23 protein-coding genes are annotated in these 23,960 nt (G+C 63.6%); 14 read left to right on the top strand and 9 right to left on the bottom strand.

What is annotated here, in order from left to right; translation table 11 throughout:
• Positions 1-153 precede the first annotated feature (153 nt).
• On the bottom strand, positions 154-2,217 hold the full coding sequence (locus ACS7SF_RS16260; RefSeq protein ID WP_439890713.1) for a sodium:solute symporter family protein: 2,064 nt from the start codon (positions 2,215-2,217) through the stop codon (positions 154-156).
• Between the two features lie 15 nt (positions 2,218-2,232).
• Positions 2,233-4,215 carry an acetate--CoA ligase gene (gene acs, locus ACS7SF_RS16255; protein WP_439890712.1) on the bottom strand — a complete coding sequence of 661 codons (1,983 nt, stop codon included), beginning with the start codon at positions 4,213-4,215 and terminating at the stop codon, positions 2,233-2,235.
• Positions 4,216-4,431: 216 nt separating this feature from the next.
• Between acs and ACS7SF_RS16250 the strand changes: the two genes are divergently transcribed.
• The 5 genes from ACS7SF_RS16250 (at position 4,432) to murI (ending at position 9,169) form a co-directional block, all read left to right on the top strand.
• Positions 4,432-5,391 (top strand): DMT family transporter, encoded by a 960-nt coding sequence (locus ACS7SF_RS16250; RefSeq protein ID WP_439890711.1) that lies wholly within the window; start codon positions 4,432-4,434, stop codon positions 5,389-5,391.
• 9 nt (positions 5,392-5,400) lie between these two features.
• Positions 5,401-5,949, top strand: a complete 549-nt coding sequence (locus ACS7SF_RS16245; RefSeq protein WP_439890710.1) for a hypothetical protein — start codon at positions 5,401-5,403, stop codon at positions 5,947-5,949.
• 106 nt (positions 5,950-6,055) lie between these two features.
• The gene (locus ACS7SF_RS16240; RefSeq protein ID WP_439890709.1) at positions 6,056-6,595 is read left to right on the top strand and encodes a TIGR00645 family protein; all 540 of its coding nucleotides are present in this window, start codon (positions 6,056-6,058) and stop codon (positions 6,593-6,595) included.
• Between the two features lie 191 nt (positions 6,596-6,786).
• Positions 6,787-8,310, top strand: coding sequence for a fumarate hydratase (locus ACS7SF_RS16235; RefSeq protein WP_296223172.1), 1,524 nt, complete (start codon positions 6,787-6,789; stop codon positions 8,308-8,310).
• A 7-nt stretch (positions 8,311-8,317) separates the two neighbouring features.
• Positions 8,318-9,169 (top strand): glutamate racemase, encoded by an 852-nt coding sequence (gene murI / locus ACS7SF_RS16230; protein WP_439890708.1) that lies wholly within the window; start codon positions 8,318-8,320, stop codon positions 9,167-9,169.
• Between the two features lie 40 nt (positions 9,170-9,209).
• On the opposite strand, the gene ACS7SF_RS16225 is transcribed toward murI, so the two are convergent.
• Positions 9,210-10,487, bottom strand: a complete 1,278-nt coding sequence (locus ACS7SF_RS16225; protein ID WP_439890707.1) for a dicarboxylate/amino acid:cation symporter — start codon at positions 10,485-10,487, stop codon at positions 9,210-9,212.
• A gap of 347 nt (positions 10,488-10,834) precedes the next feature.
• On the bottom strand, positions 10,835-13,162 hold the full coding sequence (locus tag ACS7SF_RS16220) for an AAA family ATPase (RefSeq protein WP_439890706.1): 2,328 nt from the start codon (positions 13,160-13,162) through the stop codon (positions 10,835-10,837).
• 509 nt (positions 13,163-13,671) lie between these two features.
• Here ACS7SF_RS16220 and ACS7SF_RS16215 point away from each other — a divergent pair.
• The 5 genes from ACS7SF_RS16215 (at position 13,672) to hemP (ending at position 18,098) form a co-directional block, all read left to right on the top strand.
• Entirely contained in the window at positions 13,672-14,331 is a 660-nt protein-coding gene (locus ACS7SF_RS16215; protein WP_439890705.1) for a TonB family protein, read from the top strand.
• 33 nt (positions 14,332-14,364) lie between these two features.
• Positions 14,365-15,093, top strand: coding sequence for a MotA/TolQ/ExbB proton channel family protein (locus tag ACS7SF_RS16210; RefSeq protein ID WP_439890704.1), 729 nt, complete (start codon positions 14,365-14,367; stop codon positions 15,091-15,093).
• 9 nt (positions 15,094-15,102) lie between these two features.
• On the top strand, positions 15,103-15,516 hold the full coding sequence (locus ACS7SF_RS16205) for an ExbD/TolR family protein (protein ID WP_426398081.1): 414 nt from the start codon (positions 15,103-15,105) through the stop codon (positions 15,514-15,516).
• A gap of 152 nt (positions 15,517-15,668) precedes the next feature.
• Positions 15,669-17,684, top strand: a complete 2,016-nt coding sequence (locus tag ACS7SF_RS16200) for a BCCT family transporter (RefSeq protein WP_439890703.1) — start codon at positions 15,669-15,671, stop codon at positions 17,682-17,684.
• 153 nt (positions 17,685-17,837) lie between these two features.
• Complete coding sequence (gene hemP, locus ACS7SF_RS16195; protein ID WP_426398077.1) at positions 17,838-18,098, top strand: hemin uptake protein HemP; 261 nt, start codon at positions 17,838-17,840, stop codon at positions 18,096-18,098.
• A 245-nt stretch (positions 18,099-18,343) separates the two neighbouring features.
• Here hemP and ACS7SF_RS16190 read toward each other — a convergent pair whose 3' ends face one another.
• From ACS7SF_RS16190 to ACS7SF_RS16170, 5 genes are all read right to left on the bottom strand, one after another.
• Positions 18,344-18,757, bottom strand: coding sequence for a GlcG/HbpS family heme-binding protein (locus tag ACS7SF_RS16190; protein WP_439890702.1), 414 nt, complete (start codon positions 18,755-18,757; stop codon positions 18,344-18,346).
• Positions 18,758-19,021: 264 nt separating this feature from the next.
• The gene (locus tag ACS7SF_RS16185; RefSeq protein ID WP_439890701.1) at positions 19,022-19,291 is read right to left on the bottom strand and encodes a hypothetical protein; all 270 of its coding nucleotides are present in this window, start codon (positions 19,289-19,291) and stop codon (positions 19,022-19,024) included.
• 244 nt (positions 19,292-19,535) lie between these two features.
• Positions 19,536-19,880, bottom strand: coding sequence for a hypothetical protein (locus ACS7SF_RS16180; protein WP_439890700.1), 345 nt, complete (start codon positions 19,878-19,880; stop codon positions 19,536-19,538).
• A 148-nt stretch (positions 19,881-20,028) separates the two neighbouring features.
• Complete coding sequence (locus tag ACS7SF_RS16175; protein WP_439890699.1) at positions 20,029-20,268, bottom strand: hypothetical protein; 240 nt, start codon at positions 20,266-20,268, stop codon at positions 20,029-20,031.
• 264 nt (positions 20,269-20,532) lie between these two features.
• A complete protein-coding gene (locus ACS7SF_RS16170; protein ID WP_439890698.1) occupies positions 20,533-21,030 on the bottom strand; it encodes a phasin family protein in 498 nt (165 codons plus the stop codon).
• Between the two features lie 190 nt (positions 21,031-21,220).
• Here ACS7SF_RS16170 and ACS7SF_RS16165 point away from each other — a divergent pair, with 190 nt between their 5' ends.
• The 4 genes from ACS7SF_RS16165 (at position 21,221) to ACS7SF_RS16150 (ending at position 23,950) form a co-directional block, all read left to right on the top strand.
• Positions 21,221-21,640, top strand: coding sequence for a PRC-barrel domain-containing protein (locus ACS7SF_RS16165; RefSeq protein ID WP_439890697.1), 420 nt, complete (start codon positions 21,221-21,223; stop codon positions 21,638-21,640).
• A gap of 140 nt (positions 21,641-21,780) precedes the next feature.
• Positions 21,781-21,981, top strand: a complete 201-nt coding sequence (locus ACS7SF_RS16160; protein WP_439890696.1) for a glycine zipper 2TM domain-containing protein — start codon at positions 21,781-21,783, stop codon at positions 21,979-21,981.
• A 162-nt stretch (positions 21,982-22,143) separates the two neighbouring features.
• Complete coding sequence (nodI, locus tag ACS7SF_RS16155; protein ID WP_439890695.1) at positions 22,144-23,106, top strand: nodulation factor ABC transporter ATP-binding protein NodI; 963 nt, start codon at positions 22,144-22,146, stop codon at positions 23,104-23,106.
• Between the two features lie 22 nt (positions 23,107-23,128).
• A complete protein-coding gene (locus ACS7SF_RS16150) occupies positions 23,129-23,950 on the top strand; it encodes an ABC transporter permease (RefSeq protein ID WP_439890694.1) in 822 nt (273 codons plus the stop codon).
• Positions 23,951-23,960 lie beyond the last annotated feature (10 nt).

Raw genomic sequence — 23,960 nt, 5'->3', positions numbered from 1 at the left:
GTCATGTGTAAATCCTAAGCCAGCAGCGGGCCACCGCGAGTTTATGGGCCGCTCCGAAGCTGCCGTTCTCGACCGGCAGCAAATGGCCAAACTCGGCCCATCGGTCCGCCCTTGGGTTCTTCCCCGGGAATCGGCGATGAACCGTCTTTTTTCCTAGACCGGATCGCGGATGTAGCCGACCAGCTTGTCGACCACCGGCCGATTCGGCTTGGTGAGCAGGCTAACGACGATGGCGGCAGCAAACCCGGCGGGCACGCCAAACGCGCCCGAGGCGATCGGGTCCACACCAAACCACGGCTGGCCAAGCACGCCCGTCATGCGCGTGAAGAACGGATAGTTGGCGATGATGTAGTACACGCTCACCGCCAAGCCGCTCACCATGCCCGCAATGGCGCCGGCGCGGTTGGTGCGCTTCCAGAACACCCCCAGCACCAGCACGGGAAAGAAGCACGACGCCGCCAATGAGAACGCCGCCCCCACCAGGAACAGGATGTTGCCCGGCTTCAACGACGTCACATAGGCCGCGAGCAACGCCACGCCCAGCAGTACGACCTTGGCACTCGTCACGCGCCGCTGATGGCTGGCCGTGTTGTCGATCATGTGGAAGTACACGTCATGCGACAGCGCGTTGGCGATGGTCAGCAGCAGGCCGTCGGCGGTGGACAGCGCAGCCGCCAGCGCCCCTGCCGCAATCAACCCAGAGATCACATAGGGCAGTCCGGCGATCTCCGGTGCCGCCAGCACAACCATGTCTGGCTGCATCATCACCTCGGCCCATTGCACGATGCCGTCGCCATTGATGTCGTGCAGTGCAAACACAGGTGGATCGACCTTGCGCCAGGGCACGATCCATTGCGGCAAATCCGCGAATGGCGCGCCCACCAGATGCTGCAACAAGTCGAGCTTGACCAACGCCGCCAACGCCGGCGCCGAGACGTAGAGCAGCGCGACGAAGAACAACGTCCAACTGACGGAATTGCGTGTCTCGCGCACCGACGGCGTGGTGTGAAAGCGCGTGAGGATGTGCGGCAGACTCGCTGTGCCCACCATCAGGCAGAACACCAGCAGGACGAAGTTCAGCCGCTCGGTGCCGCGCTCGTTTTCCGAGGTGGAGGGAAACGGCTCGGCCGAGGGTGGCGGCAGTTGACTCCGCGCCAGCGCGTCTTCACGTTGCTGATTCCACACCATCGACGCGGTTGCGGCATCGGCGGGAAAGTCTTCCCGGGCCCGCTCCAGCGCCTTGATTTCGCGCAGCGGCGCGTTGCGCTCGCGGGCGAGCTTCAGTTGCGTGTTTAGCGCCTCGCGCGCTTCCACAAACGACTGCGGCAGTTGCGCAATGCGCTCTTGCAGCGCGCGGGCTTCGTTCAGGAAGTGGTCACGCACGCGCTGTTCAGCCGGGTCATGGGCAATGCGCTGCTCCTCCTTCTGAATCTGCAGCAGCAGGCGACCCGTCGAGAGCTGCGGCAACGGATCGTGATACCGCTGCCAGCCGATCAGCCCCACCACGCCCAGAAACGACACGATCATGATGATGTACTGCGCCACCTGGGTCCACGTGACGGCGCGCATGCCCCCCAGGAACGAGCACACCAGAATGCCCGCCAGCCCGAAGAACACCCCCACCGAAAACTCCACGCCGATAAAGCGCGTGACCACCAGCCCCACACCCTGAATCTGCGCGACGAGGTAGACGAACGAGCACAGCGTTGCGCCCAGCACGGCAATGCCGCGCACCACGGAGCTGCCGCCACGCTCCCCATTGCCATAGCGCGTGGCGAGGAAGTCCGGCACCGTGTAGCCGCCGAATTTGCGCAGATAGGGTGCGAGCAGAAACGCCACGAGGCAATAGCCGCCTGTCCAGCCCATCACGTAGGCCAAGCCTTCATAGCCGGAAGCGAATACGATGCCGGCCAAGCCGATGAACGACGCAGCGCTCATCCAGTCCGCCGCGGTGGCCATGCCGTTGAAGAACGCCGGCACGCGGCGCCCGGCCACGTAGTACTCGGTCAGATCGGCCGTGCGGCAGATCAACCCGATACACGCATAGATGGCGATGGTGACGAACAGGAACACATAGCCCAGCCACACGCCGGGCCCGCGTACGCGCTCAATCGCCCCCATCATGACGATGAAGAGCAGCAGCCCTACGGTGTAGAGCCCGTAATAGAGAAACAGCCGCTTGCGAAAGCGGCTGTCTTGTTGTGGATCCGAAGCCAAGATGGGCGGCCCGTGTTAGCGCGCGTCCTTCAGCTGATCCAGGATCGCCGGGTTCTCCAGCGTGGACGTGTCTTGCGTGATGTCCTCGCCCTTGGCCAGCGAGCGCAGCAACCGGCGCATGATCTTGCCCGAGCGCGTCTTGGGCAGGTTGTCGCCAAAGCGGATGTCCTTCGGCTTGGCGATCGGGCCGATCTCCTTGCCCACCCAGTTGCGCAGTTCGGTGGCGATCTGCTTGGCTTCATCGCCCTCGGGACGCGAGCGCTTGAGCACCACGAATGCGCAGATGGCCTCGCCGGTCATGTCATCGGGGCGGCCCACCACGGCAGCCTCGGCCACCAGCGGGTTCGCCACCAGTGCCGATTCGATCTCCATCGTGCCCATGCGGTGGCCCGACACGTTCAGCACATCATCGATGCGGCCCATGATGGTGAAGTAGCCGGTGTCCTTGTCGCGGATCGAACCATCGCCCGCCAGGTACAGCTTGCCGCCCAGCTCTTCCGGGAAGTAGCTCTTCTTGAAGCGCTCCGGGTCACCCCAGATGGTGCGGATCATCGACGGCCACGGGCGCTTGACGACCAGGATGCCGCCCTGCCCGTTCGGCACATCCTGGCCGGTTTCATCGACGATGGCGGCCATGATGCCCGGCAGCGGCAGCGTGCACGAGCCCGGCACCAGCGGCGTAGCGCCCGGCAGCGGCGTGATCATGTGGCCGCCGGTTTCGGTCTGCCAGAACGTGTCGACGATCGGGCAACGGCCGCCGCCCACGTTCGTGTGGTACCACATCCAGGCTTCCGGGTTGATCGGCTCGCCCACGGTGCCGAGCAGGCGCAGGCTGGAAAGATCGTATTGCTTCGGGTGGATCTTTTCGTCGGCTTCAGCGGCCTTGATCAACGAGCGGATTGCCGTCGGCGCGGTGTAGAACGTGTTGACCTTGTGGCGCTGGATCATGTCCCAGAAGCGGCCGGCGTTCGGGTACGTCGGCACGCCTTCGAACACCACTTGCGTGGCACCAGCCGCCAGCGGCCCATACGTGATGTAGCTATGCCCCGTGACCCAGCCGATGTCGGCCGTGCACCAGAAGACATCGTCGGGCTTGAGGTCGAAGGTCCACTGCATGGTCAGCAGCGTCCACAGCAGGTAGCCGCCCGTGCTGTGCTGCACGCCCTTCGGCTTGCCGGTCGAACCCGAGGTGTAGAGGATGAACAGCGGGTGTTCCGCGCTGACCGGCGTGACTTCACAGGTGTCAGGCTGGCCCGCTTCGACCTCGTCCATCGCGCGGTCGCGGCCTTCCACCCAGTTCACGTTGCCGTTGGTGCGGCGATAGACGATCACGTGCTTGACCGCCTCGGTGCCTTCCATGGCCAGGGCTTCATCGGCGATGGCCTTGAGCGGCAACGCCTTGCCGCCGCGCATTTGTTCATCGGCGGTGATGAGCGCCACGGCGCCCACGTCGACGATGCGCTCCTGCAGCGATTTGGCCGAGAACCCGCCGAACACCACCGAGTGCGTCGCCCCGATGCGCGCACAGGCCTGCATGGCAACGATGCCTTCAATCGACATCGGCATGTAGATCACCACACGGTCGCCCTTCTTGATGCCCAGGGCCTTCAGGCCGTTGGCGAAGCGGCAGACGCGTGCGTGCAGTTCGCGGTAGGTGACGCGCGAGACCTTGGCGTCGTCGGTTTCGAAAATGATGGCGACCTTGTCGGCGTTGCCGTTCTCAAGGTTGCGCTCGAGGCAGTTGTACGAGGCGTTGATCTCGCCGTCTTCAAACCACTTGTAGAACGGTGCGTTGGATTCATCCAGCACCTTGGTAAAGGGCTTGTGCCACACGAGGTGCTCGTGTGCCAGGCGTGCCCAGAAGCCCTCGTAGTCTTGTTCGGCCTCCGCGCACAGGGCACGGTATGCATCCATGCCGGCGATGTTTGCCTGTTTGACAAAGGACGCGGGTGGGTCAAAAACGCGCGTTTCCTGCAGGACAGATTCAATGCCAGCCATGATGTCTCCTGATAGCGATGTCTGTGATCGTTTTGCGGCGAATCTAAGCGGCTGACCTGACTCCAGCCTTACGTATTCTGACGCCGCGCTTGGACCACGATTGGACACGAAGGGCATTACTATAATGCGTCACTTCGTCTGACGGCTCGCATCGCAGTGCAGCATGACCGGCCCGAGAGCCGCGCCGCGCGCCGTTTTCCACCCCATTCATTCATCGTGTCCATCCACGCCCTCTTCCTGATTGCTGCCATGGCATTGGTGGGCAGCAACGTCGGTTTCGGCAAATCGATTGTTGCCGTCATGCCGGTGATGCTGTTTGCGCTGCTGCGGTTTTTGATCGCCATCGCATGCATGGCGCCGTGGTACAAGCCCACCCGCATGCGCCGCGTGACGCGCACCGAGTGGACCAACCTCTTCCTGCAGGCGTTCTTCGGCACGTTCGGTTTTACGCTGCTGATGCTCAACGGCGTCAAGCTGACGTCGGCGCTGGCAGCCGGCATCATCACCAGCACGATTCCGGCCACGGTGGCGCTGCTGTCGTGGCTGGTGCTGCGCGAAAAGCCGTCGCGGCGGACCTTTGTGTCGGTCGTGCTGGCGGTGGCGGGCGTAGCCATCCTGAACGCTTATCGTGGCGGCGAATCCTCCGGCGCGGCACCCGCAGATGCATCACAAGCGCTGCTCGGCAATGCGCTGGTCATGGGCGCAGTGCTGTGCGAATCGATCTACGTGATCCTCTCGCGGCGCCTCACGCAAACGCTGCCTGCCATCGAGATCTGCGCGTACACGCATTTGATCGGTGGCCTGCTGATGCTGCCGCTGGGGCTGGTGCCGCTGCTGACGTTCGATGTGTCGAGCGTACCGGCATCCATCTGGGGCTTGGTGATCTGGTATGCGCTATCGGCGAGCATCTTTTCGTTCTGGCTGTGGATGAAGGGCATCCGCCACGTGCCGGCACATCTGGCGGGTGTGTTCACTTCCGTGCTGCCGATTGCGGCGGCCACGTACGGCGTCGTCGCACTGGGCGAGACGCCTGGCTGGCCGCATGCCGTGGCACTGGCGTGCGTGGTGGTCGGCATTCTGGTCGCTAGTTGGCCCGCACGCCAGCGCCAGCCGGTGCGCCGTGGGCGCGTCGTCGATCCGCTGGACCCGCTCGACCCTTCGCTTGATCACGAATAACAACGCTGCATGAAACGCTACTTTCGCCTTCGCAATCTGCGCATCTTCGGCGCGCCGGTCTATGTCCACTGGACGGTCCTGGCCGGCTCGGCAGTGCTGCTAGCGCTCTCATTCAAAACACCGTTCACCGCGCTGGCCACCCTGTGTTCGTACCTCAGCATGATCCTGTTGCATGAGGCCGGACATGCGTACTTGGCGCGACGGGCCAGCGCCCGCGTTGAAGCAATCCACCTCGGCCTCTTTCACGGCCTGTGCGTGTACGAAGCACCGCCACGCGAACGGGACATCTACGTGATTGCCTGGGGCGGTGCGCTGGCGCAGTTGGCCGTGGCCCTGCCCTTGATCCTGCTGGCCAACGTCACGCCCATCGTGCGCTGGCCGGTCCTGGGTGAAGTGGTGCTGTACCTCGGTTATGTCAGCCTGTTCTGGGCCATCGTCAACCTGATCCCGGCGCCCGGCCTGGATGGTGAGTACGCGTGGCGCCTGCTGCGCTGGCCCGGCAAATGGCGCTCGGGCACCAAACCCGCGCGTGCCCGGCATCTGCGCCGCGTGAAATAGCGCGCACGGGCCGCAAACGTAGGCAGATCCTAAGCCGGCCCGCATCGTCCTGACGCCACAAGCCGCTACAATCGCGCGGTTTTTCGTCCACCGCCCTTTCTGTCACATGAAGTCGCCCATCGCTCCGCTGCGCCCGATTCCGCGCCTGATCTTCTTTTCCCGCTGGCTGCAATTGCCGTTGTATCTGGGGCTGATCGTCGCCCAGGCGGCGTATGTGTACCTGTTCGTCGTCGAGGTGTGGCACCTGGTTTCGCATTTGAGCGACATGGACGAAACCAAGATCATGCTCGCCGTGCTGGGGCTGATCGACGTGGTCATGATCTCCAACCTGCTAATCATGGTGGTCATTGGCGGGTACGACATCTTCGTGTCCAAGCTCGGTATCGAGGGGCATGAGGATGAGCCCGAGTGGCTCGACCACGTCAACGCAGGCGTGCTGAAGGTGAAGCTCTCGATGGCGCTGATCAGCATCTCGTCGATCCACCTGCTCAAGACGTTTATCGACGCCGGCCAGAAAGACACGCATACGATCCTGTGGCAGGTGGCGATTCACCTGGCCTTCCTGGTATCTGCGCTGGTGATGGCCTGGGTGGACAAGATCGTTTCGCACGCCCACCCGCACGACGAGACCGCCGAGGCACATTGACGTAGCACGTTGTCGGCGCGCCGATTCCGACGAATCCGCTCGGACAATCCGCGCCCGACATTGGGTGTATGATCTGCGGCTGTTCTGAACCGGCGGCGCCCGCTGCCGGTGCACCGCGCAAATGTGCAGACCACTGCGCCTCTGCCGCATCCAGCACCCGGTTTCTCATTCCTACATCGTTGGTCCCCACCATGACCGTCATTCGTCAAGAAGACCTCATCCAGAGCGTCGCCGACGCGCTGCAGTACATCAGCTACTACCACCCGATGGACTACATCACTGCTCTGGGCCGCGCCTATGAGCAGGAGCAGAGCCCGGCAGCCAAGGATGCCATCGCGCAGATCCTGACCAACAGCCGCATGTGCGCAGAGGGCAAGCGCCCGATCTGCCAGGACACCGGCATCGTCACCGTGTTCCTGAAGGTGGGCATGAACGTGCGCTGGGACGGCGCCACGATGAGCCTGGAAGACATGGTCAACGAAGGCGTGCGCCGCGCGTACAACGACGTCGACAACAAGCTGCGCGCCAGCGTGCTGGCTGACCCGGCCGGCAAGCGCACCAACACGAAGGACAACACCCCGGCCGTGATCAACATGTCGATCGTGCCGGGCGATACGGTGGACGTGATCGTTGCAGCCAAGGGCGGCGGCTCGGAAGCCAAGTCGAAGTTCGTGATGCTGAATCCGTCGGATTCGATCGTTGATTGGGTGCTCAAGACCGTGCCGACCATGGGCGCCGGCTGGTGCCCGCCGGGCATGCTGGGCATCGGCATTGGCGGCACGGCAGAAAAGGCCATGCTGCTGGCCAAGGAAGCCCTGATGGAGCCGATCGACATTCAAGACCTGATCGCCCGTGGCCCGAGCAACCGCGCAGAAGAACTACGCATCGAGCTGTACGAGAAGGTCAACGCGCTGGGCATCGGCGCGCAGGGCCTGGGCGGCCTGGCCACCGTGCTCGACGTGAAGATCCTCGACTACCCGACGCACGCGGCCAACCTGCCTGTGGCGATGATCCCGAACTGCGCAGCAACCCGCCACGCGCACTTCACGCTGGACGGCAGCGGCGTTGCCAAGCTGGAAGCACCGGACCTGTCGCAATGGCCGAAGGTCGAGTGGGCACCGAACACCGAAACGTCGAAGCGCGTCGATCTGAACGCGCTCACGCCGGAAGAAGTGGCCTCGTGGAAGCCGGGCCAGACGCTGCTGCTCAACGGCAAGATGCTCACCGGCCGCGACGCCGCGCACAAGCGCATCGCCGACATGCTGGCCAAGGGCGAGAAGCTGCCGATCGACTTCACCAACCGCGTGATCTACTACGTCGGCCCGGTCGATCCGGTGCGCGATGAAGTGGTTGGCCCGGCAGGCCCGACCACCGCCACCCGCATGGACAAGTTCACCGAAACGATGCTCGCCCAGACGGGCCTGATCGCCATGGTGGGCAAGGCCGAGCGCGGCCCGGTCGCCATTGAATCCATCAAGAAGCACAAGTCGGCTTACCTGATGGCCGTGGGCGGCGCGGCCTACTTGGTGTCGAAGGCCATCCGCGGCTCGAAGGTGCTGGCGTTCGAAGACCTGGGCATGGAAGCCATCTACGAATTCGACGTGAAGGACATGCCTGTCACCGTCGCCGTGGATAGCTCGGGGACGTCGGTCCACAAGACTGGCCCGGCGGAATGGCAAGCGAAGATCGGCAAGATCCCCGTCGCTGCTGCTTGATTCTCCGATGACGACACGCGCGCAGGCACCGGTCGGGGTCTTCGACTCCGGCCTCGGAGGCCTCTCCGTCCTGCGCGCGATTCGCGCCGAATTGCCGGCCGAATCGCTTCTCTATCTGGCGGACTCCCGCCATGCCCCATACGGGGAAAAATCTCCCGAAGTCATTGCCGATCGCACGCTGCGTGTGTGCGAGTGGCTGGTCGACCAAGGCTGCAAGGCGCTGGTGATCGCGTGCAACACGGCCACGGCACAAGCCGTGCATGTGCTGCGTGAAAAGCTGGCGGTGCCGGTGATTGGCGTCGAGCCGGGCCTGAAGCCGGCAGTCGCCATCTCGAAGAGCCGCGTGGTGGGTGTGCTCGCAACCGAAAGCACACTGCGCAGCGAGAAATTTGCACGCCTGTTGGCAGCCGTCTCTGGCGATTGCACGGTGCTGAGCCAGCCCGGCTACGGCCTTGTCCCCCTGATTGAGCGCGGCGAGACGTACTCCCCCGCCGTGCTGGAACTGCTGCAGGCCTATCTGCAGCCGATGCTCGATGCCGGCGCCGACACGCTGGTCCACGGCTGTACGCACTACCCGTTTCTGGAAGACGCCATCCGCGAGATTGCGGGCGATCGGCTGACGCTGATCGATACCGGCCATGCCGTTGCACGGCATCTCGGCCGTACGCTGGCCGCCGCGCAATTGCAGGCCACAGGCAACGCCGCGTCACCGCGCTTCATGAGCACCGGCGATGTGCTGCCGCTGCAAGCCATGGTGGCTGCCTTGCTGGGCGAGGCGCCCATGGCGCAGCACGTGGACATTGGCGACGCGCCGCTCAGCCCTGCTACGACCTCACTCGCTGCTTCGCAAGCTGAATAAAAAAACGCCACCTGGGTAGGTGGCGTTTTTACTTTGGGTTTCAGCCGAGGTTCGGCTGCGCGGCAGGCTCAGCCACTTCGGCTTCGCTATCCTCTTCAGCCGGCTCGTACTTCGCCACCACGGCAGTGGCCAGGCTATTGCCGATCACGTTGGTGGCCGTGCGGCCCATGTCGAAGAACTGGTCGATACCGATGATCAGCAGCAGACCGGCTTCGGGCAGGTGGAACATCGGCAGCGTGGCCGCCACCACCACCAGCGAAGCACGTGCCACGCCAGCCATGCCTTTGCTCGTGAGCATCAGCACCAGCAGCAGCGTGACTTGCTGCGTAAAGCTCATCTGGATGTTGTAGGCCTGGGCGATGAACATCACCGCAAACGCCTGGTACATCATCGAGCCATCGAGGTTGAACGAATACCCCAGCGGCAGCACGAAGCTTGCCACACGCTTGGGCACGCCAAACTTCTCCAGCGCTTCCATCGTCTTCGGGTAGGCCGATTCACTGCTGGCCGTGGCAAACGCCAGCATGGTCGGTTCACGAATCAAGCCCAGCAAACGACCGAGCGAACGACCCAGCAGCACATAGCCGACGAAGAATAGGATCGCCCACAGCAGCGCCAGGCCCAGGTAGAACTCGCCGATCAGCTTGCCGTACGTCCAAAGCACACCCACGCCTTCCACCGTGATGGCCGCAGCCATGGCGGCGAACACGCCCAGCGGCGCGAAGCGCATGACGTAGTCGGTAATGCGGAACATCAGCTTGGTCAGCTCTTCCAGGCCACGGCCGATCACGCTTTCCATCGGGTTCTTCATCGTCGACAGCGCAGCGCCGAAGAACAGCGAGAACACCAGGATCTGCAGGATTTCGTTGGTGGCCATCGCCTCCACGATGCTGCGCGGGAACACGTGCGTGATGAAGGCCTTGAGGGTGAAGTCACCCGTCTTCAGGCCCGACGTGGCGGCAGCATCGGGCAGCGGCAGGTTCATGTGCACGCCCGGCTGGAAGAAGTTGACCAGCACCATGCCCAGCGCCAGCGACGTGGCCGATGCGCACACAAACCAGATCATCGCGCGCAGGCCGACACGGCCGACCGCGTTGCCACCGCTCATGCTCGCCAGGCCCGTCACCAGGGTCGAGAACACCAGCGGCGCAATGATCATCTTGATCATGCGCAGGAAGATGTCCGTGATGATGCTGAAGTACGAAGCGATGTCCTTGGCCGCCGCAGCGTCCTTGGCGTATTCGTGGCAGCCCCAGCCGACGGCAATGCCCAGCACCATGGCAATGCCAATGTGGGAGGTCAGACGTTTGGTGTTCAAGACTTTCTCCAAGGAATACCCGTGGCCGGAGGGCGGCACAGGCAGGCGCGGATCTTATGGGGACCAGGGCGGCCCAATTTCGTCACGCTTTGTAAAAAGCGACGATATTAGACAAGCGGATGGCCATCGTTATGTCGATGTTGCATAGCACCATGCAATTTCTGCATACATTGACGCGCGGCCATCAACCGCCTGCTGCAATGCCGCACGGGGCTTGGAACGACACGGAATCGACGGGAAAATTGAGGCGCGCGCAATGTCGTGGCAGAGCATCTGCCAAGCGCTTTTGTCGACACATGGAATGCGACGCCCAGGCCACTGTGACCCTTGTGGCTGGGCAATCGCAATCAGCGCGGCGGCGTGAATCCGATCGACCGCCGCTCACGCAGCTCCGGCTTGATCGAATGCTCCTGCCGCAGTTGCGCCAGAAACGCCTCGGGGTCCAGCGCCTCGCCTAGCAGCACGGATTGCTGCTTCACCACCGCAAAGTCCCCCGGCGTGAGCATGTCGAGCGAGGCAAGGATCTCGCGCCACACCGGTTTGAGCGCGTCGGCGTTCCCGCCCAGCGCTTCGGTAATGAACATCTGCTCGCGCTGCGGCCGCATCAGGGGTTTGAAGCGGATCTTGAACGCAAAGCGCCGTAGCGCGGCCTCGTCAATGCGGTCAAACAGGTTCGTGGTGCAAACGAAGATGCCGTCAAAGCGCTCCATGCCCTGCAGCATCTCGTTGACTTCCGACACCTCGTAGTTGCGCACGGCGGCCTGGCGGCTCTGCATGAAGCTATCGGCCTCGTCGAGCAGCAGCAACGCCCGCTCCTCTTCTGCACGCGAGAACATCGCGGCAATCTGCTGCTCGGTTTCACCCACGTACTTGCTCATCAGGTCGGACGCACGCTTGATCATCAGCGGTACGTCGAGCTGGCTGGCGATGTGTTCGGCCAGCACCGTCTTGCCCGTGCCCGGTGGGCCGTAGAAGCACAGCGTGCCGCGCTTGCGGGCGCGCAGCGCATCGATGATGCGGTCGACAGAGAACCGCGTCTCCACGTTCAGGTAATCGAGCTTGTATTCGGTGACGACGCGGTGTGCCTGCACGTCTGGGCGCAGGCCCATGGCCTGGTCCGCATGGTCAAGCTGGCGCACGATGAGCGATTCGGCAGACTCCTCCATTGCCGGCTGCGTCAGGCGAGCGAAGCGCGCCGCGGAGTCGATCTGCGCGGGCGTGAGTGTCTTGCGCGCCGCCAGCTTGGCCATGAATGCATCCGACACATCCAGCCCCTCCAGATGCTTGCGGATGATGCTCTCGCGCACCGTCGGCGGCGGCACCTTGAGTTCCAGATGGAACTGGAAGCGGCGCAGATACGCCGGATCGATCTGGCGGATGGAGTTCGACACCCAGATCACCGGCACCGGATTCTGCTCCAGCGTCTGGTTGACCCACGCCTTGCCGTTGACCGAGCCGCGCGGCTCTTCGTGGCCAAACAGGCTCATCAACTCGCGCGTCGGGCCGGGGAACACATCCTCCACTTCATCGAACAACAGCACCGCGCCGGGCCGCCCGCGCAGGAAGGCTTGCGACACCTGCAGCGAGCGATAGCGGTCTTTGCCGGTGAGGCTGTTGCCGTCCTTGTCGAGGCAATCCACTTCATACAGTTCGCAGCCGGCATCGCGCGCCAGCACGCGTGCGAGTTCGGTTTTGCCGGTACCGGGTGCACCGTAGAGCAGGATGTTCACGCCCATTGCGCGCGTCTGCGAGGCGTTCTCCAGCAGCGCGGTCAGATAACGCGCGTCGGTTTCAACGTGCGGATAGTCGGATTGCGAGAGCGTGGTCGGCGGTGCCGGGCGCGTGAAGACCGCCATCATGTCCGCTTCGGTGGGGTAATCGCCCAGCAGCACGTGCAGGAGGCGGTCGGAGATGCGCATCAGATCGCCCAGGTCGGTGACGCTGTTCTCCGGCAGCGGCGGCTCGATCAGGCCCAACGTTTCCAGCCGCGAGCCGGGCCGCAAGGAGGCCGCCACCTCGGCGGTGCTCGCGCCAGCCAGACCCGCCAGCAATTGGAATGCCTCTTGGCTGTGCGCGACCTTGCAATCGACCATCACCGCGCGCAGGTCGCGCTTGTACTTCACCAGCGAGGCAAACAGCAGCAGCGCGCGCTCGTGCGGCGGCAGGCCCAGCACGCGCGCCAGCATGTCGATATTGCCGACCAGCAGCACACGCTCGTTGGAGAGCCGCTCGCCCAGCGCATCGCACGAGGCACCGAAGACGGTGAACATGTCCTTGGCGTGGTGCTTGACGTACTCGTCCAGGTAATAGAACAGCGAGCTCTCGTCGAAGGCGCTGCTCCACTGGCCGTGGCGGTCCATGAAGGTGGGGAGGTCCAGCTTGCCGACCGCGCGCCAGCCCGGCATGTCGGCACAGCGCGCAGCCAGGAAGCGCTGCAGACGCTGGATGACCGTCACTGGCCAGATCAACTCCAGCGCGCAGACGGTGAGGATGTCGTTGATATTCGTGCGCAGATTGAAGCGCAAGCCCATCGCGCAGACGGTACGCAGCGCGAATTGCGCGCACATGGAATCCAGTGACGATAGCAGCGATTGCGGCTGCCTTCCGCCGGTGGGGACGAACGTCCCGTCGTCATCGCCGTCGGCGCCGTCCAGGCTGAGGTTGGCTTCGTCCATGGTCGCCCCCTGTTCCCACTTCCCCGTTCACGGTTGGCCGGCCGGTCACCGTGTTTGAATGTGTTTCATCCTAGCGCGTTCGCGCACACAGCGTACCCGGGTGATCCCCGTGTTTTGCAAATTGCGCGCCTGCACCTGCCGCGCGCGCAAGCCGCCTGGGCAACCGCTTCTCCGCCATCCGCCATCTGGACGGCGGCCACACCCCACGAATGAGAGGGAATCCTTACAAATAGGAATCATTATCATTTATACTTTGCCAATCGGCACAATAGGCTGACCCTGGGGTTAGGCTGACTTATCGCAACACGGTTGCATATTGCAGGCCTACAATACCTGTCATGCTGGCGGCGATCCCGCTGGCTCCAACGCTAGGCGCCATGGAACTGCTCCTCAGTCTGCTCATCAGCATCGGGGTGTCATTGATCGTCTTTGGCAAGCGCTGAAGCCTTCGTCCTGCTGCATACCTTGCTGCGTCGCCAACTTTTTCCGCTTTCGATTCCCGGTCGTTGATGATTCACCCTCGTACTCTCAAGATCCTGGTGGTCGTGCTGCTGTTGCACGCGGGCGTGCTGATGCTGATCCAGCTGGGCCTGATCCAACCGCCGCTGAGCAAGGAAGAACCGCCTGAACTGCAGGTGAACCTGATTCCCGCCGCCCAGCCCGAGCCCATCAAACAGCCCGAGCCACCCAAGCAGCCGCCGGTCAAGCAGGAGGCGCCCAAGCAGGTCAACATCGTCAAGCCGGTGCCGCAACCCAAGCCGACACCCATGCCGACGCCTGCGCTGCCGCCGTCTAACAACGCACCCGTCGTGCCCGCCGCACCGCCTGCTCCGCCGACGCCACCGGCTGAACCCGCGCCCGCGCCGGCTCCGGTGTCGTCGGGCCCGATCAGTGTTGGCATCAACGATATCCAATGCAGCGATCCGCAACCGGTCTATCCGTCGATGTCGCAGAAGATGGGTGAGGAAGGCCGCGCCATGGTTAAGCTCTCCATTGGCACGGGTGGCGAAGTCACCAACGTGGCGCTCACATCGCCCTCGGGCTCCCCTCGCCTGGACCGCGCAGCCATGGAAGCCGCACGCTCCATCAAGTGCACCCCATACAAGCAGAACGGCCATGCCGTGCCCGTGGTGGCCAGCAAGCCGTACGTTTTCAAGCTCGATAATTAACCCGATCCGTCTCTCGAAATCAGGACTTCCATCATGCAGGAACTCGGTCTTTCCCATCTCTGGACACAAGGCGACATCGTGACGCGCGCCACGGCGATTCTGCTGCTGCTCATGTCGCTCGCTTCGTGGATCGTCATCCTCACCAAGGCGTGGGACATCGTGCGCCTGAAGACGATGGCGCAAGGCGCCGAAAAGCGCTTCTGGCACTCGGATGATTTCGACCACGCCATGCAGACGCTCGGCAATCCGAAGGACAACCCCTTCTACACGCTCGCGCAGACGGGCCGCGAAGCCGCGCAGCACCATCGCGCCAGCCAGCCACAACTGCACGATGTGATGGACATCTCCGACTGGCTCACGCGTTCGCTCAAGAGCGCAATTGACGAGTCCGTCGGTCAGATGCAATCGGGCCTGGCGGTGCTGGCATCCGTGGGCTCGACTGCACCGTTCGTCGGGCTGTTCGGCACGGTGTGGGGCATCTATCACGCGCTGCTGGGTATCGGCGCGGTGGGCGTGCCGACCATCGACAAGGTGGCCGGCCCCGTGGGCGAATCGCTGATCATGACGGCCTTCGGCCTGGCCGTGGCCATTCCGGCCGTGCTCGGCTACAACGCGCTCACGCGCGGCAACAAGGCCATCATCGCCAAGCTCAACCGCTTTGCGCACGACCTGCACGCCTACTTCGTGACCGGTGCTCGCCTGCGCCCGGGTGCCGCACGCGATGAAGCCGGTGTGCGCCTGGCCGCAGTCAAGCCGCAATAAGGAACGGCCATGGCTTTCGGTTCTTTCGACAACGACGACGAGGTGATGAGCGAGATCAACATGACGCCGCTGGTCGACGTCATGCTGGTGCTGCTGATCATCTTCATCATCACCATTCCGGTGATCAACCACGCGGTGAAGATCGACCTGCCGCGCGCCTCCAACAAACCCGACGACGCCAAGCCGCAAAGCGTGAACGTGGAGATCGACGCGCAAGGCCAGGTGTTCTGGAACAACCAGCCGGTCGATGAGGCCACGCTGCAAGCCGACATTGAAAAGGCCGCGCAGCAACAGCCGCAGCCGGAAATGCATCTGCGTGCCGACCGTAGCGTGCGCTACGAGCGCGTGGCACAGGTGATGGCCGCGATCCAGCGTGGCGGCCTGGCGCGGATCGGCTTCGTGACGGAGCCCCAACGTAACTAAGGCAACGGACGCCGCATCACCCTCCGCCCCGAAACCCCCGTCTCCGTACGGGGGTTTGTCGTTTCTGGCACCGTAGATTTGCAATGGGGATGGGCTACTTGTACTTTTGTGACCATCTCCTTACTCCTGCGACAGGATCGTCCAACGCGCGCATGTCCCATTCCTCTTCCAACTCTGCCGTCGCCGCACGACGCACGACCCTTGTGCCTCAAGTGGTCGTGCCGGCATTAGGCGTTCTTGTCTTGCTGCTCGTGCTCTGCACCGTCCGCCCTGAACTGGCGGGCAACGTCTTCGGCATCGCCCAGCGCTGGGTGACCGGACGTTTCGACTGGTTCTACATGCTGGCCGTCACGGGCTTCCTGGGCTTCCTCGTCATCGTGGCGGCCAGCCGCTTCGGCGACATCCGCCTGGGGCCCGATGAGGCGGAACCCGAGTTCAGCTTCGTCTCCTGGACGGCGATGCTGTTTGCGGCCGGCATGGGCATCGGCCTGATGTACTTCGGCGTGGGCGAGCCCATGCAGCACTACCTGCAGCCGCCGACCGCCACGCCGCAAACCGCCCTCGCCGCACGCGAGGCCATGCTCACCACGTTCTTCCACTGGGGCCTGCATGCGTGGGCGATCTACGGTGTGATGGGGTTGGCTCTGGCGTATTTCGCATTCCGCTACAACCTGCCGTTGACCATGCGCTCGGGCCTGTATCCGCTGCTGCGTGAGCGCATCAATGGTGCGCTTGGCCATGGCGTGGATGCCTTCGCCTTGATCGGCACCATCGCCGGCATTGCAACGACACTCGGCTACGGCGTCCTGCAGCTTGGTGCCGGCCTGCATCAGGTGGGCGGCTGGCAGACCGATTCGGATACCTTCCGCGTGGCACTGATCTGCGCCGTGGTGGTGCTCGCCGGCATCTCGGCAGCGTCGGGGCTGGGCAATGGCGTGCGGCGGCTCTCGGAGCTGAACCTCACGCTGGCCTTCCTGCTGCTGGCCTTCGTCATCATCGCGGGGCCCACGGTGTTCGTGCTGCAGGCCTTCAGCGAGAACGTCGGCAACTACATCGCCAACCTCGTCAGCCTGTCGTTCCGCACGTTTGCCTATACCCCGGCCAACTCGGCGGACTGGTTCGGCGGCTGGACGATCCAGTACTGGGCATGGTGGGTGTCGTGGTCGCCGTTCGTGGGGATGTTCATTGCGCGCATTTCGCGCGGTCGCACGGTGCGGCAGTTCGTGATCGGCGTGCTGATCGTCCCGACGGTGTTCAACCTGCTGTGGATGACGGCTTTCGGCAACAGCGCCATCTGGCTCGACGCACACCAAGCCGCGGGCGGCCTCGCACAGACCGCCACCAACGTCGACGCGCTGCTGTTCCGCTTCTTCGATTTCTTCCCCGGCACCACGGCGCTGTCGTGGCTGGCGATCGTGCTGATTGCCGTGTTCTTCGTCACCTCGGCCGATTCGGGTGCGTTCGTGATCGACACGATCGCCTCACGCGGCGCCGTGCAATCGCCGGTATGGCAGCGGTTGTTCTGGGCGGCCGTACTTGGGGCCACGGCGGCCATCCTGATGCTGGCCGGTGGGCTGAAGGCGCTGCAGGCGATGACGCTGGTGGCCGCCCTGCCGGTGGCCGTCATCATGGTGCTGCTGTGCTATGGGCTGTGGCGCGGCATGTCAGCCGACCGCGCACACTATTCGCGGGAACTAGCCCCCGCAACGTCATTCTGGAGCGGCCAGCGCTGGCGGCAACGCCTTGCGCAGATGGTGAGCCCATCGACCCAAGCCGACGTGCGTATCTTCCTCGCCAAGCAGGTGCGGCCGGCCATGAACGATGTGGTCAACGAATTGAGCCGGCGCGGCATCAGGGCACACGTGCTCGACACCGACGACAGCGTGCGCTTGGTCATCCCAGACCCATCGGATCGGGACTTCGTCTACGGCGTGCGCAACGCAAGCAAGCCGCTGCCCGTGGCCACCCCCAGCCAGGCCGCCGAGCCGGAAGCCGCGCAGGTCTACGAGCCCGTCACCTTCTTTGAAGACGGCCGCGAGGGCTACGACATCGAATACCTGCGCGGCGAAGAGATCATCGCCGACATCCTGCGCCACTACGAGCGCTATCGCGCCCAACGCGCCGACGAGCGCACCAGCCTGCTGCGCGAGGCGCCGGGCCACACCTGATGCACGACCGGGCCACGCGCCCGGTTTTTGTTGGCGAGCAGCGATCAGCACATCGTCAGTCGCAACTTGAAATGATAACGATTCTCATTTATTCTGGGAGACATTCGCTGAAGACCCTTATCAGTCCACGCTTTTACGCCCATCAGGCCCGCCATGAATACTGCCGAACACCCAGACGCAGGACGCACCATCACCCGCCGCCGCCAGATCATCGTGGCCCGCAAACGGCCGGTGTCCGCTGATGCAGCACCGACAACCCCATCCACCGAACCCGCTGCCGTGACGATCGGCGACACGCGGGTCATGACTTCCGAACAACTCTTTGCGGGCCAGAACGCCGTAGCAATTCATCACAACGGCGCGGTGTACACCCTGCGCGTGACCCGCTTCGGCAAGCTGATCCTGACCAAGTAAGCCGCACCACGTACCGACTTTTGTGGGGACGTCTCTCAGGAGACATTCGGCCGTAGCCAGCCTGTCGTCATTCGCGTGGGCAGAGACCAGACCCCTCTGCCAGACAACCGCCAGCCAAGCCGCTCTTTCGCATCCACGTGCGGTCCAAGCAAAAGGGCGCGACCTGCGCCGCGCCCTTCCCTGCTACTTGTCTGATCCGCCTGATCTGCCGGCATTGGCAGATTGCGACGATTGCGATTCGCGCCTCAGCAGATCACGTGCACCGAGGCGATGCCCGCCTTGGCGATCTGCACATCCTCCGCCGATTTCACACCTGACACGCCCACCGCGCCGGCACACACGCCTTCCACCAGAATAGGCACACCGCCTTCCAACATGCCCTGCAAATGCGGCGCGGACAGGAACGACGTGCGGCCGTTGTTGATGATGTCTTCGTAGACCTTCGATTCACGGCGGCCCAACGCGGCCGTCTTCGCCTTTTCCGGCGCGATGTACGACGAAATGACCGCGCAGCCGTCCATGCGGCGCAGCCCCATGAGGTGGCCGCCATCGTCCACCACGGCGATCGTCACGGCCCATTGATGCGCACGCGCTTCTTTCTCGGCGGCATCCAGGATCTTGGTGACATCGTCCTGGCACAGGCAGGGCTTGGTTTTCATGACGTTCTCCTTTGTCGTGGTGATGCAAATGCGCGAGTGCCGCGCGAAGCGAAAGTATGCCACCGTCATGGGTCGCGACCGTAGCGTAATCCTGGCCTTGTAACGCAACTGAGCCGATACATTCCTGCGTCTTCAGTATCGTCGTGCACGCGCCGCTTTCCAGCCTTTCTTGTTGCTCACGTTAACACCCCACGCATCGATTGAAGATGCACAAAGAAAAAGCCCGGGTATCGCCCGGGCTTGATGTTGCGATGCGGCAGCGCGTCAGGCGCCGTCGGTATAGGTGTCTCGACGGTCAACGCGAGCGCCGTCCGTATACGGGTCTGGGCTGCCCACCTTGGCGCCATCGGTGTATGGGTCGGCACGGCCCACCTTCGCGCCGTCGGTGTAAGGGTCAGCGCGGCTGACCTTATGCGCATCCGGGTACGGGTCGATCGAACCCGCGTGCGCGACCGCCGCACCGAGCGCCAACGCCAAGCCGCCCACTGCAGCGGCCAGGGTGCGTATTGCAAAGCGTTGCGTGATGACTTGCATGAGGACTCCTTCGATCATGGCACTGCGAACATGACGCGCGCCGGCGCGAGGCTGGCGCACGTGCCCACATCGTTTTCATGCGGACGTCATATCGACCGTGCAAGCATGCCGACGTTGCGGCGCCGCGCCGGTTTGTCGCGGGGAAAGACGGCGGCTTGCCATCCTCTTCCACGCAGATGCCGTGCCAAGGGACGCAGGCAAAGAAAAAGGCTCCCGAAGGAGCCTCTCTTGAAGAAGCAGCCGCTTAACGCCAGTGGCCCCAGCGGCGACCGTCATACCAGCGATAACGCGGTCCCCATCGATACCACCCAGCACCCACCACTACGGGCGGCGGCCCATAGTAGTACGCAGGGGCCGGCTCGTAATACGCGGGCGGGGGCGGCGGATAGTACGCCGGGGGCGGAGGCGGATAGTACGCCGCCGGCGGGGGCGGGTAATACACCGGGGCCGGCGCCACATACACCGGCGCCACTGGCACACCAAAACCAATGCCGACGCTCACGTGCGCCGACGCCACTTGCGGCACAGCCAGCACTGCCAGCGCGGCTGCACCTGCCACCAACAGCCCATTGCGTCGAATCATGTTCATCACCTGCAGCTTGATGCACTGGCTAGAGGGGTGGGCCAGCGCCGATTACGGGTATCTGTATTGTATTCAGCGCGACTGACACAGGTGATACTGCACATACGACTTGGTAACAGGACGTAACGGCACCACGAGGTGCGCTAGCGATACGTCACCCCAGCGCGGGGCTGCAATCCAGCTCTCCTGCGGCGATCATCGTTTCCGCATAGGCGCGGGCGGCCTCGAGCGCGATGCTCGCGCTCGGATAGGTGTTGACGGATTCGCGCACCGTGGTACGCGGCAGCAGCGTCAGGCCGTCGCTGACGCGCGTAATGGTCACTTCCGCGCGCCAGGCGTTGGGGGAGAGTTCGTAGGCTGACACTTCGATCTTGCAATCGTCTCGGAAAGTCATGCGTCCTCCGCTTCGTACTGAGGCGCCAAGGCCACACGCGTCAATGCACGAACAGCCAGATCAGCAGCAACACGAACGCGGGGACACCCAATAGCCACGCGATGAGATAGGGCATGGTCGCCTCCTACATGTGGGTGGGCCATGTAGAAAGCGTACAAAGACGCGCACGGACGTCGTATCCATGCGCGTCCGCATCGCCCTGTAGGAAGGGACCGAAATCGCTGTCGGCCCGCTACCGACGGGGCTACCCCGTGCGGGGGAGCCTCAACGTGCGGACTCGGCCTTGACCGCTACGTCACTTGCCTCGGAAACCGCCTCTTCCGCCGCTTCTGCAGTGGCGACTTCCAAGCCCACCGTGGCCTTCAGAAACTTCACCGCAAGCTCGGCCCCGGGGGGCGCAGCATCGGCGAGGTTCTCGGCGACAAAGCCCCACTGACGGCGAACCTCGTCGCCATGACGTTGCAGCGTACGGGTGATGCTGTTCTGCGTCTGTACGCCGATTTCCACAAAATTGCGCGTGTAGCCAGAGACCCGCTCGCCAGCGGGCTGCAGGTAACGCGCCTGTGCGGTCCACCACTGGCTGGGGTCTTGTGCGCTCACGGCGTCTTGCAGGCACTGCTCGGTCTCGCCAAAGCCAGCCTTGAATGCCTGGAGGTTGAGCCCGATCAAGCGATTCACGCCGTCGACGGTTTCTTCGGTCACGGCCAGCCACGCTTCGAGCTGGGATCGGTGCAGGATGCCGAGTTGCTCCAGAGTCATCATGTCGGGTTCTCCCGGGTGAGGTCGGTGGTTGCGTCCGGCATCTGCCGGCGTTTCAGTGTAGCCGTGGGCGCAGCCGATTTCTTTGACCTCCCCCATTTGTCCTACAGGTCTTTCGGAAGCGTTCACCTTAGGCACGCCAGCGGTGCGCAATACAGTGAGATGCATACCTTTGCCATCCAATGGAGCCACGATGAAAAGACTCACTGGACTCACTGCCGCCCTCGTCGCTACGGCTGTACTTGCCGCCACGCCGCCGGTTTTCGCACAGGTTGCGGGCCACGCCGCCTTGGGCGTGTCCGTGACGGAACTCGACGCGATCATCAAGGGCGTGAGCGTGAAGAAACAGGTGCTCGGCAAGCCGGTCTACAACGAGGCCAATCAGAAAGTCGGCAACGTGCAGGACTTGATCGTGACGCCGGAAAACGCGGTGTCGTTTGCGATTGTCGGCGCCGGTGGGTTCGTTGGCGTGGGCCGCCACGACGTGGCCATCCCCGTGAATCAATTCACTTATGACCAAGGCAAGATCACGCTGCCCGGCGCCACCAAGGATGCCATCAAGGCGCTGCCGGAATTCCGCTACGAGCGCCAGGAAAAACCCGCCAAGACGTGATCGAAAAGCGCGGAACTTTGCTGCGGAAAGCCGGTTCGCAAGTGTCGGAATCGGCTGACAGATTTTTCAGGCAGCGGTCTCTGCACATGCTCGCCCACGCGACCTTCAATAGAGATACAGCAACGACACAAGGAGTGTGTATGCGTGCCTTCGTATCCTTGATTCTGGCGGCCGCGTTGGCATCCGTCAGCGGATGCGCGGACATGACGCCCAAGCAGCGTAATACCGCACTCGGGGCGGCCGCAGGTGGTGTCGCCGGGGCGGCCATCTGGGGCGGTCCGGGCGCCACGCTGGGTGGTGCTGCACTGGGTGGCGTGATCGGTAACGCCGTCACCAAGTAACGCGCCGCAACCGCAGCGAAGGGTTGCTGCACGGCAGGGCCAGGCAGAGTTGCCTGGCCCTTTTTGTTTTTATTGCGTGAGCGCAGCCGCCGCATATGCATATTCCCCTCATACGCGTATGCCGATGCCGGCGCATAATCGGCGTTTTGCAACGGAGGCACTGTGCGATACGAGCAAGAGGGCTTTGGCGTGAGCAGCACACCGATCCTGAGCGTCGAAGGCCTGCGCAAACGTTATGGCGACCAGACCGTCGTCGATAACCTCAGCTTCAACGTACGCCGCGGCCAATGCTTCGGGCTGCTCGGCCCCAACGGCGCTGGCAAGACGACCACCCTGCGCATGCTGCTCGGGATGACAATGCCCGATGCCGGCGCCGTGCAACTTTGCGGCGATGCGGTTCCAGAATTTGCACACCGTGCGCGCATGCGCGTGGGTGTAGTGCCGCAGTTCGACAACCTCGATCCGGATTTTTCCGTGTCGGAAAACCTGCGCATCTTCGGGCGCTACTTTGGCCTGTCTGCCGCCGTCATCCGCGAACGCATCCCCAGCCTGCTGGAATTCGCCCGGCTCGAGCAAAAAGCCGATGCGCCGGTGCGCGCCCTCTCCGGCGGCATGAAACGTCGGCTGACCGTGGCCCGCGCGCTCATCAACGATCCGGACATCCTCGTCATGGATGAGCCCACCACAGGGCTGGATCCGCAGGCACGCCACCTGATCTGGGAGCGCCTGCGCTCGCTGCTGGCCGCCGGCAAGACCATTCTGCTGACCACGCACTTCATGGAAGAAGCCGAGCGCCTGTGTAACGAGCTTTGCGTGATCGACAACGGCCGCAAGATCGCGCAAGGCAAGCCGCACGAGCTCATCGCGCGCGAGATCGGCTGCGATGTGGTCGAGGTCTACGGCGACGATCTCAACGCGCTGCGTACGCTGCTGAGCCCCATGGCTGAGCGCGTGGAAACCAGCGGCGAAACCCTCTTCTGCTATGCGCGCGATCCGCAACCACTGGTGGCGGCCCTGCGCGCGCAGACGGAAATGCACACCATGCCCGGCCTGCGCTATCTGCACCGCCCGGCCAATCTCGAAGACGTGTTCCTCCGCCTGACCGGCCGCGAGATGCGTGACTAAGCGCGACTGAGGCACCCTCACTATGTCCACAGAAATCACACTCGCCACCGCGAAGCAGCGCGCATATCCCCAACCGCTGCTGCCGCTCAACTTTCGCAACTGGCAATACGTCTGGATGCGCAACTTCATGGTGTGGCGCAAGCTGGCCATCCCATCGATGGCCGGCAACCTGGCGGACCCGATGATCTACCTGTTCGGCCTCGGGCTCGGCCTGGGCCTGCTGGTCGGCCATGTGGATGGCGTGTCGTACATCGCCTTTCTGGCCGCCGGCACCGTCGCATCCAGCACGATGATGTCGGCGAGCTTCGAGGCAATGTATTCGGCGTTCTCGCGCATGCATGTGCAGCGCACGTGGGAAGCAATCCTGTATGCGCCGCTGAGCCTGGGCGACGTGGTCCTCGGCGAGCTGTTCTGGGCGGCCAGCAAATCCGTGCTGTCAGGCTTGGCGATCATGCTGGTGGCCGGTGCGCTCGGCTATGCATCGATGCCGCAGGCGCTGCTCGCCCTACCCGTCATCGTGCTCACCGGTTTCACCTTCGCTTGCCTGGCGATGAACATGACGGCGCTCGCGCCCAACTACGACTTCTTCATGTTCTACCAGACGCTGGTGATCACGCCGATGATGCTGCTCTCTGGCGTGTTCTTTCCGCTGTCGCAACTGCCGCCGCCTGTACGCGCCATCACAAGCGTGCTGCCGCTGCCGCATGCGGTTGAGCTGATTCGCCCATTGATGCTCGGCCGCACGCCAGACAACATCCTGCTGCATCTCGGTGTGCTCCTGCTCTACGCCGTCGGCGCGCTGTGGCTGTGCCTGTGGCTCTTGCGCCGCCGCATGCTCAAGTAAGCCCCGCCAT

This window comes from Ralstonia sp. 25C (genome assembly GCF_051904805.1).
Taxonomy (GTDB): domain Bacteria; phylum Pseudomonadota; class Gammaproteobacteria; order Burkholderiales; family Burkholderiaceae; genus Ralstonia.
Note: the sequence above shows the minus strand (reverse complement) of the source record. Positions and strands in the feature narration are given on the sequence as shown.

Bases quoted from the DNA above. Each gene is read 5' to 3' on its own strand.
- acs (WP_439890712.1), bottom strand. From the start codon at position 4,215: ATGGCTGGCATTGAATCTGTCCTGCAGGAAACGCGCGTTTTTGACCCA.
- ACS7SF_RS16150 (WP_439890694.1), top strand. From the start codon at position 23,129: ATGTCCACAGAAATCACACTCGCCACCGCGAAGCAGCGCGCATATCCC.
- ACS7SF_RS16210 (WP_439890704.1), top strand. From the start codon at position 14,365: ATGCAGGAACTCGGTCTTTCCCATCTCTGGACACAAGGCGACATCGTG.
- ACS7SF_RS16190 (WP_439890702.1), bottom strand. From the start codon at position 18,757: ATGAAAACCAAGCCCTGCCTGTGCCAGGACGATGTCACCAAGATCCTG.
- ACS7SF_RS16180 (WP_439890700.1), bottom strand. From the start codon at position 19,880: ATGAACATGATTCGACGCAATGGGCTGTTGGTGGCAGGTGCAGCCGCG.
- ACS7SF_RS16170 (WP_439890698.1), bottom strand. From the start codon at position 21,030: ATGATGACTCTGGAGCAACTCGGCATCCTGCACCGATCCCAGCTCGAA.
- ACS7SF_RS16245 (WP_439890710.1), top strand. From the start codon at position 5,401: ATGAAACGCTACTTTCGCCTTCGCAATCTGCGCATCTTCGGCGCGCCG.
- hemP (WP_426398077.1), top strand. From the start codon at position 17,838: ATGAATACTGCCGAACACCCAGACGCAGGACGCACCATCACCCGCCGC.
- ACS7SF_RS16240 (WP_439890709.1), top strand. From the start codon at position 6,056: ATGAAGTCGCCCATCGCTCCGCTGCGCCCGATTCCGCGCCTGATCTTC.
- murI (WP_439890708.1), top strand. From the start codon at position 8,318: ATGACGACACGCGCGCAGGCACCGGTCGGGGTCTTCGACTCCGGCCTC.
- ACS7SF_RS16160 (WP_439890696.1), top strand. From the start codon at position 21,781: ATGCGTGCCTTCGTATCCTTGATTCTGGCGGCCGCGTTGGCATCCGTC.
- ACS7SF_RS16235 (WP_296223172.1), top strand. From the start codon at position 6,787: ATGACCGTCATTCGTCAAGAAGACCTCATCCAGAGCGTCGCCGACGCG.
- ACS7SF_RS16175 (WP_439890699.1), bottom strand. From the start codon at position 20,268: ATGACTTTCCGAGACGATTGCAAGATCGAAGTGTCAGCCTACGAACTC.
- ACS7SF_RS16200 (WP_439890703.1), top strand. From the start codon at position 15,669: ATGTCCCATTCCTCTTCCAACTCTGCCGTCGCCGCACGACGCACGACC.
- ACS7SF_RS16215 (WP_439890705.1), top strand. From the start codon at position 13,672: ATGATTCACCCTCGTACTCTCAAGATCCTGGTGGTCGTGCTGCTGTTG.
- ACS7SF_RS16205 (WP_426398081.1), top strand. From the start codon at position 15,103: ATGGCTTTCGGTTCTTTCGACAACGACGACGAGGTGATGAGCGAGATC.
- ACS7SF_RS16185 (WP_439890701.1), bottom strand. From the start codon at position 19,291: ATGCAAGTCATCACGCAACGCTTTGCAATACGCACCCTGGCCGCTGCA.
- ACS7SF_RS16165 (WP_439890697.1), top strand. From the start codon at position 21,221: ATGAAAAGACTCACTGGACTCACTGCCGCCCTCGTCGCTACGGCTGTA.
- ACS7SF_RS16220 (WP_439890706.1), bottom strand. From the start codon at position 13,162: ATGGACGAAGCCAACCTCAGCCTGGACGGCGCCGACGGCGATGACGAC.